This window comes from Streptomyces cinnabarinus (assembly GCF_027270315.1).
Lineage (GTDB): Bacteria > Actinomycetota > Actinomycetes > Streptomycetales > Streptomycetaceae > Streptomyces > Streptomyces cinnabarinus.
In genome coordinates, this window is record NZ_CP114413.1 from 6418982 (window position 1) to 6433312 (window position 14331).

The following is a 14331-nucleotide window of genomic DNA, read 5'->3' on the forward strand; positions in this document are numbered from 1 at the left end:
CTCAACGCGGTCCCGTGATTTTTTTCGTACGGATTTCCCGGGGCGTGCTCAGCGGGCGAGGGGGAGGGCCGCGAGTTCGGCGACGACCAGCGTGAGCGGGCCGAACGCGGCCAGGAGCGCGCCCGCGCGGAGGGCGGCGGCGCCGCGGAGCGTCGTGGGCGGGGCGCCGAGGCGGAGCAGGGCGGCGGTGGTGCCGGCCCTGGCCTGTCGTGCTTCCACGGCCGCCGTGATGAGGGTGGCGACCGCGCAGCCGGTGACCACGGTCGCGCCGAGGGTGGTGAGGGGGCCGAGGGCGCGGCCGTCGGCGTCCGGGTCGTGGAGTACGGCCATGGCGTACGCGGCGGAGGCCACGGCGCAGACGACGCCGAGGGGGCGGCCGATGCGGGTGGCCTCCTCCATGAGGACTCGGCCGGCGAGGAGGCGGAGGGCGCCCGGGCGGAGGGACTGGAGGAGGCGGCCGCAGAGGTGGGTGAGGCCGGGGCCGGCGAGGGCCAGGCCGATGGCGGTGAGGGCCCAGCCGACGAGCACTGCGGCGGGGCCGGTGGGGAGGCCGCCCGGCATGGGGGCGGAGGGGGTGGTGGCGGTGCTGGCGTATGCCTCCACGGCGAGGCCGGCGGCGAGGATGGCGGTGCCCCAGGGGAGGCCGGAGGGGGGTGCGGTGGGTGCGTCCGGTGCCGCCTCGGCGACACGACTGCCCGCGGGCTCCGTGGATACGGTCGCGGCGCGGCTGCTCGCGGGTTCCGTACGGCGCATCCGCGCGCCGAACCTTCCGTACGCGCCGAACGTCTCCCGTGCCCCCGAACCGCCGTACGCCCCGAAGCGGCCGTAGCGGCGTGGGCCTTCGGCAGGTGGCTTTGTCTCTCTTGGGCGCACGGTGAAGGCCACGGCCAGGGATGCCGCTGCCGGGACCAGGGTCAGCAGGGTCAGGGCCGCCGGGAGGGGGAGGGGCTCCGAGGCTGCCAGGAAGTCCGCCGCCGCTCCGTCGAAGGGCATGCCCGTCAGGTCGCCTCGCAGATGGAGGAAGAAGAGCAGGGCCAGCATCGAGCCGAGCAGGGTCGACAGGGCCGTTGTCGTGGCCGAGACGGCCATCAGGCGGTACGGGCCGAGGCCGATCGCCGCCAGGCCGGGGCGGGGGCGGGTGCCGGGGTCCGTGCGGGACACCGCCACCGCGAAGTGGACCGTTGCCGCCAGGGGGGCCGCGCACCAGGTGAGGCGGAGGAAGGACGTGCCGGGGGAGCCGGGGTGGGTCATCGCGTGGCCCAGGGCGCACAGGAGCAGGAAGCCCGTGCCCGCCGAGGCCGACGCCACCAGCAGGCGGCGCAGTTGTACGGCGGGACGGGCGCGGCGGGTCAGACGGAGAGCGAGCACGCGGCCCGGCCTTCCGCCTCGGCCATCGGCGGCAGGTGGACCGTGTGCACGCGGCGGCCGTCCAGCAGCGACACCGTGCGGTCGGCCAGTGCCGCCGTCTCCGTGTCATGGGTGGCGAGGACGACCGTGATGCCGTGCGAGCGGGCCGCCGTAGTGAGCGTGCGCAGGACGTGCGCGCGGTCGGCGCGGTGCAGCGGGGCCGTCGGCTCGTCGGCGAACAGGACGGTCGGCGCGGGCGCCAGCGCACGGGCGATGCAGACGCGCTGGCGCTGCGCCTGGGTCAGTTCGCGGGGCCGCTTGCGGGCGCCCTCGCCGATGTCGAGGCGCTCCAGCCACTCCAGCGCGGCCGTCTTGGCGCGGCGGCGGGTCGTGCCGCGCAGCATCAGGGGCAGGGCCGCGTTCTCCCAGACGTTGAGCTCGGGGACCAGCGCCGGTTCGGGGTCGATCCAGCCGAAGCGGTCGCGGCGCAGCCGTTCGCGGCCGATCGGGCCCATGGTGTGCACCGGCACGCTGTTGAACCAGACCTCGCCGCGCTGGGTGGGCACCTGGCCGGACAGACAGCGCAGCAGGGTGGTCTTGCCGCTGCCGCGCGGGCCGTTCACGGCGAGGATCTCGCCCTCCCGGACGCCGAGCGAGACACCGCCGAGTGCCGGCGAGCCGTCTTGGTGGGCGAAGTGCAGGGCGCGGGCCCAGAGCACATCGTTGTCGGGCGGGGCCTCCATGCGCGTACACCTCGTTCTGATCCGTAGTGCCTTGCCGTCCCCCGTGCGGGGGAACGAAAGCAGGGCCGATCGGTTACCAGGCACGCTAAGGATTCGCGGCAGAAACGCCGGACAGCACGCGGCCCGGGTGCACCCTTCTCACTCGCATGGGTGCATCCGGGCCGTCGTGGCGCGAAGGGTCAGAGCTTCGTCCACGCCTCCGTGAGCGTCGCGCGCAGGATCTGCTCGATCTCGTCGAAGGTCTCCTGGTTGGAGATCAGCGGCGGGGCGAGCTGGACGACCGGGTCGCCGCGGTCGTCGGCACGGCAGTACAGGCCGTTGTCGAAGAGGGCCTTGGAGAGGAAGCCGTAGAGGACCCGCTCGGTCTCCTCGTCGTTGAAGGACTCCTTGGTGGCCTTGTCCTTCACCAGCTCGATGCCGTAGAAGAAGCCGTTTCCGCGGACGTCGCCGACGATCGGCAGGTCGTGCAGCTTCTCCAGCGTGGCGCGGAAGGCGCCCTCGTTGTCGAGGACGTGCTGGTTGAGGCCCTCGCGCTCGAACAGGTCGAGGTTGGCGAGGCCGACCGCCGCGGAGACCGGGTGGCCGCCGAAGGTGTAGCCGTGCAGGAAGGTGTTGTCGCCCTTGTAGAACGGCTCGGCCAGGCGGTCGGAGATGATGCAGGCGCCGATCGGCGAGTAGCCCGAGGTCATGCCCTTGGCGCAGGTGATCATGTCCGGGACGTAGCCGAACTTGTCGCAGGCGAACGTGGTGCCGAGGCGGCCGAAGGCGCAGATGACCTCGTCGGAGACGAGCAGCACATCGTACTGGTCGCAGATCTCGCGGACCCGCTGGAAGTAGCCGGGCGGGGGCGGGAAACAGCCGCCCGCGTTCTGCACGGGCTCCAGGAAGACCGCGGCGACGGTGTCGGGGCCCTCGAAGAGGATCTGCTGCTCGATCTGGTCGGCGGCCCAGCGGCCGAAGGCCTCGGGGTCGTCGCCGAAGAGCGGGGCGCGGTAGATGTTGGTGTTCGGCACCTTGTGCGCGCCCGGCACCAGCGGCTCGAAGGGGGCCTTCAGGCCCGGCAGGCCGGTGATGGACAGGGCGCCCTGCGGGGTGCCGTGGTAGGCGACCGCGCGGGAGATGACCTTGTACTTGGTGGGCTTGCCGGTGAGCTTGAAGTACTGCTTGGCGAGCTTCCAGGCGGTCTCGACCGCCTCGCCGCCGCCGGTGGTGAAGAAGACCTTGTTGAGGTCGCCCGGGGCCTCGTGCGCGAGGCGCTCGGCGAGCTCGACTGCCTTGGGGTGGGCGTAGGACCAGACCGGGAAGAAGGCCAGCTCCTGCGCCTGCTTGGAGGCGGTCTCGGCGAGCTCGGTGCGGCCGTGACCGGCCTGGACCACGAACAGGCCCGCGAGACCGTCGAGGTAGCGCCTGCCCTTGTCGTCGTAGATGTAGGTGCCCTCGCCCCGGACGATGGTGGGGACGGGTGAGTTCTCGTACGAGGACATGCGGGTGAAGTGCATCCACAGGTGGTCGTACGCGGTCTGGCTGAGGTCCTTGGAGCTCACGGTTATCGGGTCCTCACGGCTATCGGGTTCCCCACATGTAGGTCTGCTTCTTGAGCTTCAGATAGACGAAGCTCTCGGTGGAGCGCACTCCGGGGATGGCGCGGATGCGGCGGTTGATGACTTCCAGCAGGTGGTCGTCGTCCTCGCAGACGATCTCCACCATCAGGTCGAAGGACCCGGCGGTCATCACCACGTACTCGCACTCGGCCATCACGGTCAGCTCGTCGGCGACGGACTCCACGTCGCCCTCCACATGGATACCGACCATCGCCTGGCGCCGGAAGCCCACGGTGAGCGGGTCCGTGACGGCGACGATCTGCATCACGCCCTGGTCGAGCAGCTTCTGGACGCGCTGGCGCACGGCCGCTTCGGACAGGCCCACGGCCTTGCCGATCGCGGCGTACGGCCGACGGCCGTCCTCCTGGAGCTGTTCGATGATGGCGAGGGAGACGGCGTCCAGGTGCGGCGTGCTGCCGTTCCTGGATTCGCGGGGGGACTCACGGGAGTCCCTGGGGTCTGCGCTTCGACTGGCCACGACGTCACTGTGCACGAGGTCTCGACAGTTCCGCAAGGGCCGGGCGATGAAATTCGTTGTTTACGTGAGTGAGTACTGCGGATTTCGCAGTTCTGGCAGGATCGGGGGTGTTGAAAACGCGGGCCTGCCGATTAGGGTGGGTGTCTCAGCTATTGGACAGTTCGACCCTGACACAGGAGGCCGGCAGTGAGCACCGAGCTGCGTCGTCTGCGCAACTACATCGACGGTGAGTTCCGGGACGCCGCCGACGGACGGACCACCGAGGTGGTCAACCCCGCGACGGGCGAGGCGTACGCGACCGCGCCGCTGTCCGGGCAGGCGGACGTCGACGCCGCCATGGAGGCCGCCGCCCGCGCCTTCCCCGCCTGGCGCGACACCACCCCCGCCGAGCGCCAGAAGGCTCTGCTGAAGATCGCGGACGCGTTCGAGGAGCGCGCCGAGGACCTGATCGCGGCCGAGGTGGAGAACACCGGCAAGCCGATCGGGCTCACGCGGTCCGAGGAGATCCCGCCGATGGTGGACCAGATCCGGTTCTTCGCCGGTGCGGCCCGGATGCTGGAGGGCCGCTCGGCCGGTGAGTACATGGAGGGGATGACCTCCATCGTCCGCCGCGAGCCGGTCGGCGTCTGCGCGCAGGTCGCGCCGTGGAACTACCCGATGATGATGGCCGTGTGGAAGTTCGCGCCGGCCATCGCCGCGGGCAACACCGTCGTGCTCAAGCCCTCGGACACCACCCCGGCGTCCACCGTCCTGATCGCCGACATCATCGGCTCGATCCTGCCCAAGGGCGTCTTCAACGTCGTCACCGGCGACCGGGACACCGGCCGCCTGATGGTCGAGCACCCGACCCCGGCGATGGCCTCCATCACCGGCTCGGTCCGCGCGGGCATGTCGGTCGCCGAGTCGGCGTCCAAGGACCTCAAGCGGGTCCACCTGGAGCTGGGCGGCAAGGCGCCGGTCGTCGTCTTCGAGGACACCGACATCGCCAAGGCCGTCGAGGACATCTCGGTGGCGGGCTTCTTCAACGCCGGCCAGGACTGTACGGCGGCCACCCGCGTCCTCGTCCAGGAGTCCATCCACGACGAGTTCGTGGCCGCGCTCGCCAAGGCCGCCGCCGAGACGAAGACAGGTCAGCCGGACGACGAGGACGTGCTCTTCGGCCCGCTGAACAACCCCAACCAGCTCAAGCAGGTCTCCGGCTTCATCGAGCGGCTGCCCGCGCACGCCAAGGTCGAGGCCGGCGGTCAGCGGGTCGGTGACAAGGGCTACTTCTACGCGCCCACCGTCGTCTCCGGCCTGAAGCAGGACGACGAGATCATCCAGAACGAGGTCTTCGGCCCGGTCATCACCGTCCAGTCCTTCTCGGACGAGGCGCAGGCCGTCGAGTGGGCCAACGGCGTGGACTACGCCCTCGCCTCCTCGGTGTGGACCAAGGACCACGCCCGCGCGATGCGGATGTCCAAGACGCTGGACTTCGGCTGCGTGTGGATCAACACCCACATCCCGCTGGTCGCCGAGATGCCGCACGGCGGCTTCAAGAAGTCCGGCTACGGCAAGGACCTGTCGGGCTACGGTTTCGACGACTACACGCGGATCAAGCACGTCATGACGTCCCTCGACGCGTAGTCCCGGACCGTCGCGGCCCCGGCCGGTCGACAAGGTGTCCGGCGAGTGGCTGTCCACTCGACGCGACGTCGATTGATCGGCCGGGGGCCGCGGCGGGATGCTGCCGCCATGGCCCTCCCACCGAAGAACTCCCGGCTGTCCCGTCGCACCCTGCTGCGCACCCTCGGTGGGGGCGCCCTGCTGGGCGGGCTCGCCGGATGCGGGGTGCGGCCCGCCTATGTGTCGCCCGCCGACCGGGCCGGGGCCGATGTCTCCGCCGAGGACAGGCGCCTCACCTGGGCGAACTGGCCGCTGTACATCGACGTCGACGACGCGGACGAGACGCGGCGGCCCACGCTGGACACGTTCGAGAAGCGCACCGGGATCTCCGTGGACTACGTCGAGGAGATCAACGACAACGACGAGTTCTTCGGCAAGATCAGCCCCTCGCTGATGAACCGTCAGCAGACGGACCGCGATCTCATCGTCATCAGCGACTGGATGTGCGCGCGCTTCGTCCGGCTGGGCTGGGTCCAGGAGATGGACCGGACGCGTCAGCCCCATGTGACGCGGTATCTGGACCCGTTGCTGCGCTCGCCCGTCTTCGACCCGGGCCGCGAGTTCACCGTGCCGTGGCAGTCGGGCATCACCGGGATCGCGTACAACCGCCGTCGTCTCGGCCGTGAGATCCGCCAGGTCTCCGATCTCTGGGCGGACGACCTCAAGGGCCGGGTCACGCTTCTCTCCGGTCTCGACGAGGCGTTCGCGCTGCTGATGCAGGGCAACGGCGTCGACATCACCCGGTGGACGGCGGACGACTTCCAGACGGTGTGCGAGCAGGTCGAACGGCGGGTGGACAGCGGTCACATCCGCCGCTTCACCGGCAACGACTACATCAAGGACCTCTCCAGCGGTGACGTCCTCGCCTGTCAGGCGTACTCCGGCGACGTCATCCAACTCCAGGCCGACGACCCCGACATCGAGTTCGTCGTCCCCGAGGAGGGCGCCGAACTCTGGTCCGAGTCCCTGATGATCCCGAACCTCGCCCGCCACAAGACGAGCGCCGAGCGCCTGATCGATTACTACTACGAGCCCGAGGTGGCGGCGGACCTGGCCGCCTGGGTCAACTACGTCTGCCCGGTCCCGGCCGCCCAGGACGTCCTCGCCTCGGCGAAGGACGAGGAGACCGCGGCCCTGGCCGAGGACCCCCTGATCTTCCCGGACTCGGCGATGCGCGAACGCCTGTCCATCGCCCGCGACATCACCTCCGAGGAGCGGGTGGACCTCGGGAAGCGGTGGAACGAGATCGTGGGGTTGTAGATCACACTCGGCACTTTTGAACACGTTCAACAACGGGCGTACGCTGCTGTCATGAGCGACAGAGCCGCCCTGCTCAAGGGCATTCGCGTCTGGCTGGTCTTCTTCGTCGTGTGCCTGGTGCTGAGCGGTGCCACGGCCTTCCCACTGGTGCACGAACTACGCTGGACCGAGGACGTGTTGCGGTCGTTGTCGGCGCAGGAGCACCTCCCCGCGCTCATGGAGTGGATCGAACGGGTGCGGCGCGGCCTCGACACCGCGGACGCCCACTACCCGTTCCTGCTCTACGGCACGGACTGGCTGGCCTTCGCCCATCTCGTCATCGCCGTCGCCTTCTACGGGCCGTACCGCGACCCGGTCCGCAACATCTGGGTCGTCGAGTTCGGGATGATCGCCTGCGCCGGCATCGTCCCGCTCGCCCTGATCTGCGGGCCGATCCGGGGGATCCCCTTCTGGTGGACCGTGATCGACATGGCGTTCGGGGTGTTCGGGGTGATCCCGTTGTACGTCGTACGGCGGAAGATCAAGCGGCTGGAGAGCCTCGGGAAAAGTGCTATTGCCGGAGGTCTCACTCCGTCTCCCCAGACGTGATCTCCCACAGGAAGGGCGGATGTGGACGGCAGGGAGTGGCGCTCCGTCATCGCGGCGGCGCAGGCCGGGGACCGGCGTGCGCTCGACGAGTTGACGGCGGGGTGGCTTCCGCTGGTCTACAACGTCGTCGGACGGGCCCTGAACGGGCACGCGGACGTGGACGACGTCGTGCAGGAGACCATGCTGCGGGCGGTCGGCAACCTGGGGTCGCTGCGGGACCCGGACAGCTTCCGGTCCTGGCTGGTCGCCATCGCCATGCGGCAGATCCGGGACCGGGCGCGCCGCCGGCAGACCTCGCCGCTCGACGAGGCGGCCGTCGAGCAGGACTTCGCCGAACTGACCGTCGTACGGCTGGGACTCGAGGGGCAGCGGCGGGAGGTCGCCGAGGCTGTGCCCTGGCTCGACGCCGAGGACCGGCAGCTGCTGTCCCTGTGGTGGCTGGAGGTCGCCGGTGAGCTGACCCGGCGCGAGCTGGCCGCCGCGGCCGGGATCAGCCGGCAGCACGCCGCGGTACGGGTCCAGCGGGTGAAGGAACGGCTGGAGGCCGCGCGGGGCATCGTGCGGGCGCTGGACGGGGCCTGCCCCGGGCTGCGGGAGGTCACCGCAGGCTGGGACGGCCGCCCGGACTCCGTCTGGCGCAAGCGGCTGGCCCGGCACATCAGGGGGTGCGGCCGCTGCGGCGACCCGCGCGAGACCGTCGTACCGGCCGAACGGCTGCTCGTCGGACTCGCCCTGGTGCCGCTTCCGGTCGGGTTCACGCTCTCCCTCGCCCTCGGCGGCAAGACGGCCGCCGCGGCCGCATCCGTCGGCTGGTCCGCCAAGGTGCTGGGCGCGCTCACCCAGCCCGTGGTCGCCGTCACCGCCGGAGCGGCCCTCGTCGCGGGCGGCGCCTACGTCGTCACCCAGCCCTCCGGCGAGCCGCCCCCGCGGGCCGCCGCACCCAACACGTCGGCCACCGCCACCCGCTCACCGACGCCCACGCCGACCGCCACGCCGTCGTCACCGGCGCCCCAGCGGACGGCGCGGTCGTACGGGTCGGTCGTCGACGCCGTCGACCAGGCGCCCGATCCCGGCGCGGACCCGGGTGCCCTGCCGCGGCGGCCCGAGTCCGGGCTCAGCAGCACCTGGGGTGCGAAGGCCGTCATGCAGCACCGCGGCGAGAGCGTGACGCTCGACGGGCGGGGCTATGTGCTCGTGCGCTGGCAGATCGCCCCGCACGACCGGCCCGGCGCGCTGGCCATGCCGACCTGGACCGGGCTGAAGGGCAGGCTGTTCCATGTCGCGTCGGGCGGCGGGCGCCGGATGGACGACGTGATCGGCGACGGCTCGGACCGCGGATACGTCACCGGCATGGGCGGCCCGGACATCGGGTACACCGTGCTGCCCGACGGCACCCAGCAGATGTGGCAGAACGAGTACTTCTACGTCGACGGCACCGTCACCCTCCACCTGAACGAGCGCGGCGCCTCCTACGGACTGACCGTCATGCCCGTGGACCGGGCCGCGGTGGACGAGGACGTCCACCACGGCCCGGCCCAGGGCGCCCTCCGCTACGGACTGGTCCGGGACACCGGCGACGACACCGCGCCCGTACCGCAGTACGTCACGCGCGCGACGCCCGCCGATCCGGCGACGGTGGCGCGGCGTTCGCGCGTGTGAGCGCGTGGAGGGTGTCGATCCGGTTCGTGGTGATCGAGTCGACGCCGAGGCCGATCAGCCGACGCATCGAGCGGCGGGTGTCCGGCGTCCAGACGGACAGCAGGTGTCCGCCCTTGTGGACGCGCTCGGCGAGGTCTCGGCCGACCAGTGGGAAGCGGTAGTTGAGCCAGCGGGGGCGCACCGCGTCCAGCAGCGCGGGCCGCGGTGGCGCCAGCGTCGTCCAGGTCAGCGCGATCTCGGCGGCCGGGTCGGCGGCGCGCACCGCGAGCATGGCGGCGGCGCCCGCGCAGTAATACACGCGGTCGGAGGCCCCCGACTCCCTCACGACATCCACGATCCGGCGTGTGGTGCGCAGATCCGGGGCGCCGGGCAGGTCGACCATCACCCGGTGCCCGTCGGTCGCGGCGAGGGCCTCGGCCAGCGTCGGCACCCCGTCGGCCGTCACACCGCGCACCTCGTCGGCCGACAGTTCCCGCAGCGGGCGGTCCACCTCCCACAGCCGCTTCAGCGTCCCGTCGTGCAGCAGCACGGGCACGCCGTCCCGGGTGAGGCGTACGTCGATCTCCACCGCGTCGGCGCCCCTGCTGATCGCCGAGCGCAGGGAGTCGAGGGTGTTCTCGCGGAACAGGTACGGGTCGCCGCGGTGGGCGACCGCGGTCACGTCGGTCGTCATCGGCGCGGTCAGGAGGCGAGCCAGGCGGCGGTGTACGTGTCGATCTCGGCCTTGATGCGGGCCTTTCCGGGCTCGTCGAGGAAGGACGCGTCGACCGCGTTGTGCGCGAGTGCGGCGAGGCCACGCTCGTCCAGCTCCAGCAGGCGGGCGGCGACCGCGTACTCGTTGTTGAGGTCGGTGCCGAACATCGGCGGGTCGTCGGAGTTGACGGTGACCAGGACGCCGGCCCGGACGAACTCCCTTATGGGGTGCTCGTCGAGGGTGCGCACCGCGCGGGTGGCGATGTTGGAGGTCGGGCACACCTCCAGCGCGATCCGCCGCTCGGCGAGGTGCTCCAGGAGCTTCGGGTCCTGCGCGGAACTGGTGCCGTGCCCGATGCGCTCGGCGCCCAGATGCGTCAGGGCGTCCCACACCGTCTCCGGGCCGGTCGTCTCGCCCGCGTGCGGCACGGAGTGCAGGCCCGCGGCGATCGCGCGGTCGAAGTACGGCTTGAACTGCGGCCGCGGTACGCCGATCTCGGGGCCGCCGAGGCCGAACGACACCAGGCCCTGCGGGCGCAGCCGGTCGTCGGTCGCGAGCCGTACGGTCTCCTCCGCCGACTCCAGGCCCGCCTCGCCGGGGATGTCGAAGCACCAGCGCAGCACGGTCCCGAACTCGGCCTCGGCGGCCTTGCGGGCGTCCTCGATCGCGTCCATGAAGCCGCGCGCGTCGATACCGCGCCGGGTGGAGGAGAACGGGGTGATGGTCAGCTCCGCGTACCGCACCTGCTGCCGGGCCAGGTCGCGGGCCACCTCGTACGTCAGCAGGCGGACGTCCTCCGGAGTGCGGATCAGGTCCACGACGGACAGGTACACCTCGATGAAGTGGGCGAAGTCCGTGAAGGTGAAGTAGTCGGCCAGGGCCTCGGGGTCGGAGGGCACCCGGGAGTCGGGGTGGCGGGCGGCCAGCTCCGAGACGATGCGCGGGGAGGCGGAGCCGACGTGGTGGACGTGCAGTTCGGCCTTGGGCAGTCCGGCGATGAAGGCGTGCAGGTCGTGCGGGTCCTGCAGGTCCCGCAGGTCCTTCGGGGTGCCTGCGCTGCCGGCGGCGGTGTGGTCGGTCAAGGTTCCTCCCCGGGAACGGCGTCCTCCTGCCGGAGTGCGGCGGGACGCGGGTGATCGGCTGATCGGTGACTCCGGGATCATCGTAGGCCGGGGCCGCGTGCTCCGGTGCGGCGCCGTAGCATGACGGCACGTAGAGGGAGGGGGACCCGCGCATGTCCGAGGACACGACGACGCCGGGTGCGCCGGGGAACTCCGGGGGCGGTTCGGAAGGGGCGGGCGGCTCGGTGCCCCGGGCGGAACCGGATCCTTGGGCGCCGCCGGAGGGGGCCGGGTACACCATGCCTTCCGGGGCGGCCGTGTGGCCGTCTCCCTCGGCGCCCGGTGCACCCTCCGTGCACGATCAGCAGACCGTGACGTCGATGCAGGGTCCCGGGGTGCCGGACGCGCAGCCGCCGGCCTGGTCCGCTCCGGTCAACCCCTTCGCGCCGCCCGCGGCTCCTCAGCCGTCCTACGGTGATCCCGTGCCGCCGCCGCCCATAGCCCCGGACGGGCCCGGGCAGGTTCCCTACGGCTACCCGGGGACGTACGGCTCTCCCGGTGGGTACGGCTACCCCGGCGGTGGTTACCCCTATGCCGGCATGCACCCCCTGCCCAGCAACGGCATGGGTACGACCGGGCTGGTGCTCGGGATCATCTCGGCCGGGGTGTTCTGTCTGTGGCCGGTGGCGATCGTGCTCGGTGTGCTCGCGCTGATCTTCGGGTTGATCGGGCGGGGGAAGGCTCAGCGGGGCGAGGCCACGAATGGTGGGCAGGCGCTGGCCGGGACGATCTGTGGCGCGGCGGGGATCGTGCTCGGGTTCGCGATGCTGGCGTTCGTGATCGCCACGCGGTAGGGACCCCCGCCGTCGGCCCTCAAGGGGCCTCGTCCTCGAACTCCCCCAGAGGGGGTGCCCCAACGGGCGGAAAGCGGTTAGCCTCGCAGTTTCTCCCGTGCCTCCATCAGCGCGAAGCCCAGCAGGTTCGGTCCTCGCCAGCGCTGCGGGTCCATGGCTCCGTCGTCGTTCGCCGCGAGGCCGATGCCCCAGACCCGGTCCACGGGGCTCGCCTCGACCAGGACCCGGTTGCCGGTGCCGAGGAGGTACGTGCGCAGGGCCTCGTTGGAGGCGAACTTGTGGACGCTGCCCTCTACGACGATGTCGAACCGCTCGCGCGCCCAGGTCTCCTCGTCGAAGGCGCGTACCGAACGGCCCGCGTTCTTCGCCTGTGAGGGGTGCTCCGCCGCAAGGACCTGACGTTCGGCCTCGGGGTCGGCGAAGAGGCGGGCCTTTCCGGCCATCATCCAGTGCTCGGCCGTCGCGTACACCACGCCGTCCACGGTGAACGGGGACGGCCACCACTGGCTCAGGCAACTCGCTCCGATGCGGCCGTCGGGTCTCGGCCGGTGCCCCCAGAAGTGCAGATACTTGACAGGTGTCCCCGCGCGGACCTCCCTGACCAGGGCATCCCGAGAATCGATCTTTCCCATGCACGCGAGTGTGGCACGCACCACTGACACACCGTCCTGGCTTTTTCCCGTTCACTCGACACCTGGTCGACAGATTCCGTCGCGTAACCAAAAGGCAACAACGGAATCACTTGTTGGAGTCCTCTTGCTCTGTCAGGATCGGCACTCAAATCGAGCTGGAGCTACGCCACCCGCCCCCGTGGACAGCGGGGCGAAGGCGGAGGAGAGCGACATGCACAACCCGGGCAACACCATCCCGGAACGATTCCCCGCGCGTGAGCGCTTCGCCGCCGGTGCGCAGTACATCGCGGGCCGCTACACCCAGGGCACCTCCGGCCGCACCCACGCGGTCGTCGACCCGGCCACCGGGGAGGAGGTACTCGACTACGAGCTGGCCGGCGCCGCGGATGTGGACGCCGCCGTCGCCGCCGCCTGCGCGGCCTTCCCCGCCTGGTCCGGGGCCACCCCGGGCGAGCGCTCCGACGCGCTGCACAAGCTGGCCGCCGTCCTCGCCGAGCGTGCCGAGGAGTTCGCCCGCGCCGAGTCCCTCCAGTGCGGCAAGCCGCTGAAGCTGACCCGCGAGTTCGATGTGCCCGGGACCATTGACAACACCGCCTTCTTCGCGGGTGCCGCCCGGCATCTCCAGGGGCAGTCGGCGGGGGAGTACTCCGGGGACCACACGTCGTATGTGCGGCGTGAGCCCATCGGTGTCGTCGGGTCCATCGCTCCGTGGAACTACCCGCTCCAGATGGCCGCCTGGAAGATCCTTCCGGCCATCGCCGCGGGCAACACCATCGTGCTCAAGCCCGCCGAGCTGACCCCGCTGACCTCACTGCTGTTCGCCGAGGCGTGCACCGAGGCCGGGCTTCCCGACGGTGTCGTCAACATCGTCACCGGGACGGGGAAGGAGGCGGGCGAGCACCTCGTCGGCCACCCGGACGTCGCCATGACCTCCTTCACCGGGTCCACCGCGGTCGGCAAGCGGGTCGCCGAGATCGCCACGGCCACCGTGAAGCGGATCCACCTGGAGCTCGGCGGCAAGGCACCTTTCGTGGTCTTCGACGACGCCGATCTGGAGGCCGCCGCCAACGGAGCTGTCGCGGGCGCTCTCATCAACACCGGGCAGGACTGCACGGCAGCTACGCGCGCGTACGTGCAGCGGCCGTTGTACGAGGCGTTCGTGGAGCGGACCGCCGCGCTGATGGAGAGCGTGCGGCTCGGTGATCCCTTCGTCGCCGGGACCGACCTCGGTCCGCTCATCTCCCATGCGCAGCGGGACCGGGTCGCCGGGTTCGTCGAGCGTGCGCGGGCCTACGCGCGCGTGGTCACCGGTGGGGAGATCCCCGAAGGCAAGGGTGCCTACTACCGGCCGACCCTCGTCGCCGACGCGGCCCAGGACAGCGAGATCGTGCAGTCCGAGATCTTCGGTCCCGTCCTCGTCGTCCTGCCCTTCGACTCCGACGACGAGGGGCTCGCGCTCGCCAATGACACGCCCTACGGGCTGGCCGCCTCCGCCTGGAGCCGGGACGTCTACCGGGCCAACCGCGCCACCCGCGAGATCAAGGCGGGCTGTGTGTGGGTGAACGACCACATCCCGATCATCAGCGAGATGCCGCACGGCGGCTACAAGGCGTCCGGCTTCGGCAAGGACATGTCAACCTACTCCTTCGAGGAGTACACGCAGATCAAGCACGTCATGTTCGACAACACCGCGGTCGCCAGGAAGGACTGGCACCGCACGATCTTCGGGGACCGTTAGCCGAACCAGGC

The 14331-nt window shown here is 71.1% G+C and carries 13 protein-coding genes; 6 read left to right on the plus strand and 7 right to left on the minus strand.

Annotated elements, in window-relative coordinates; translation table 11 throughout:
• Positions 1 to 48: 48 nt before the first annotated feature.
• The 4 genes from STRCI_RS29260 to STRCI_RS29275 all read right to left on the minus strand — a co-directional run bounded on the left by STRCI_RS29260 (position 49) and on the right by STRCI_RS29275 (position 4184).
• The gene (locus STRCI_RS29260) at positions 49 to 1368 is read right to left on the minus strand and encodes a hypothetical protein (RefSeq protein WP_269661940.1); all 1320 of its coding nucleotides are present in this window, start codon (positions 1366 to 1368) and stop codon (positions 49 to 51) included.
• Positions 1350 to 2090, minus strand: coding sequence for an ABC transporter ATP-binding protein (locus STRCI_RS29265; protein ID WP_269661941.1), 741 nt, complete (start codon positions 2088 to 2090; stop codon positions 1350 to 1352). Before STRCI_RS29265 ends, STRCI_RS29260 begins: the two co-directional genes overlap by 19 nt.
• Before the next feature lie 179 nt (positions 2091 to 2269).
• Positions 2270 to 3634 carry an aspartate aminotransferase family protein gene (locus STRCI_RS29270; RefSeq protein WP_269661942.1) on the minus strand — a complete coding sequence of 455 codons (1365 nt, stop codon included), beginning with the start codon at positions 3632 to 3634 and terminating at the stop codon, positions 2270 to 2272.
• A gap of 19 nt (positions 3635 to 3653) precedes the next feature.
• On the minus strand, positions 3654 to 4184 hold the full coding sequence (locus STRCI_RS29275; RefSeq protein ID WP_269661943.1) for an Lrp/AsnC family transcriptional regulator: 531 nt from the start codon (positions 4182 to 4184) through the stop codon (positions 3654 to 3656).
• 171 nt (positions 4185 to 4355) lie between these two features.
• Between STRCI_RS29275 and STRCI_RS29280 the strand changes: the two genes are divergently transcribed.
• The 4 genes from STRCI_RS29280 to STRCI_RS29295 all read left to right on the plus strand — a co-directional run bounded on the left by STRCI_RS29280 (position 4356) and on the right by STRCI_RS29295 (position 9341).
• Positions 4356 to 5795 carry a gamma-aminobutyraldehyde dehydrogenase gene (locus STRCI_RS29280; RefSeq protein WP_269661944.1) on the plus strand — a complete coding sequence of 480 codons (1440 nt, stop codon included), beginning with the start codon at positions 4356 to 4358 and terminating at the stop codon, positions 5793 to 5795.
• A gap of 108 nt (positions 5796 to 5903) precedes the next feature.
• A complete protein-coding gene (locus STRCI_RS29285; protein WP_269661945.1) occupies positions 5904 to 7094 on the plus strand; it encodes a polyamine ABC transporter substrate-binding protein in 1191 nt (396 codons plus the stop codon).
• 51 nt (positions 7095 to 7145) lie between these two features.
• The gene (locus STRCI_RS29290) at positions 7146 to 7682 is read left to right on the plus strand and encodes a hypothetical protein (protein ID WP_269661946.1); all 537 of its coding nucleotides are present in this window, start codon (positions 7146 to 7148) and stop codon (positions 7680 to 7682) included.
• 21 nt (positions 7683 to 7703) lie between these two features.
• Positions 7704 to 9341: an RNA polymerase sigma factor gene (locus STRCI_RS29295; protein ID WP_269661947.1), complete on the plus strand. Its 1638-nt coding sequence runs from the start codon at positions 7704 to 7706 to the stop codon at positions 9339 to 9341.
• Here STRCI_RS29295 and STRCI_RS29300 read toward each other — a convergent pair.
• Both STRCI_RS29300 and STRCI_RS29305 read right to left on the minus strand, forming a co-directional pair.
• Entirely contained in the window at positions 9286 to 10014 is a 729-nt protein-coding gene (locus STRCI_RS29300) for a glycerophosphodiester phosphodiesterase (RefSeq protein ID WP_269661948.1), read from the minus strand. The genes STRCI_RS29295 and STRCI_RS29300 overlap by 56 nt on opposite strands.
• A gap of 8 nt (positions 10015 to 10022) precedes the next feature.
• Positions 10023 to 11117 (minus strand): adenosine deaminase, encoded by a 1095-nt coding sequence (locus tag STRCI_RS29305; RefSeq protein WP_418953388.1) that lies wholly within the window; start codon positions 11115 to 11117, stop codon positions 10023 to 10025.
• A 332-nt stretch (positions 11118 to 11449) separates the two neighbouring features.
• Here STRCI_RS29305 and STRCI_RS29310 point away from each other — a divergent pair, with 332 nt between their 5' ends.
• Positions 11450 to 11950, plus strand: a complete 501-nt coding sequence (locus STRCI_RS29310; protein ID WP_269661949.1) for a DUF4190 domain-containing protein — start codon at positions 11450 to 11452, stop codon at positions 11948 to 11950.
• Positions 11951 to 12027: 77 nt separating this feature from the next.
• Here the strand turns inward: STRCI_RS29310 and STRCI_RS29315 are convergent, their stop codons facing one another.
• On the minus strand, positions 12028 to 12582 hold the full coding sequence (locus STRCI_RS29315) for an NADAR family protein (RefSeq protein ID WP_269661950.1): 555 nt from the start codon (positions 12580 to 12582) through the stop codon (positions 12028 to 12030).
• 211 nt (positions 12583 to 12793) lie between these two features.
• On the opposite strand from STRCI_RS29315, the gene STRCI_RS29320 reads away from it, so the two are divergent.
• Positions 12794 to 14320 carry a gamma-aminobutyraldehyde dehydrogenase gene (locus STRCI_RS29320; RefSeq protein ID WP_269661951.1) on the plus strand — a complete coding sequence of 509 codons (1527 nt, stop codon included), beginning with the start codon at positions 12794 to 12796 and terminating at the stop codon, positions 14318 to 14320.
• The last annotated feature ends 11 nt before the right edge of the window (positions 14321 to 14331 follow it).

What these genes read in the sequence shown, in the direction of transcription:
- STRCI_RS29265 (WP_269661941.1), bottom strand. Translation starts at nt 2,090, where the DNA reads ATGGAGGCCCCGCCCGACAACGATGTGCTCTGGGCCCGCGCCCTGCAC.
- STRCI_RS29285 (WP_269661945.1), top strand. Translation starts at nt 5,904, where the DNA reads ATGGCCCTCCCACCGAAGAACTCCCGGCTGTCCCGTCGCACCCTGCTG.
- STRCI_RS29290 (WP_269661946.1), top strand. Translation starts at nt 7,146, where the DNA reads ATGAGCGACAGAGCCGCCCTGCTCAAGGGCATTCGCGTCTGGCTGGTC.
- STRCI_RS29300 (WP_269661948.1), bottom strand. Translation starts at nt 10,014, where the DNA reads ATGACGACCGACGTGACCGCGGTCGCCCACCGCGGCGACCCGTACCTG.
- STRCI_RS29315 (WP_269661950.1), bottom strand. Translation starts at nt 12,582, where the DNA reads ATGGGAAAGATCGATTCTCGGGATGCCCTGGTCAGGGAGGTCCGCGCG.
- STRCI_RS29320 (WP_269661951.1), top strand. Translation starts at nt 12,794, where the DNA reads ATGCACAACCCGGGCAACACCATCCCGGAACGATTCCCCGCGCGTGAG.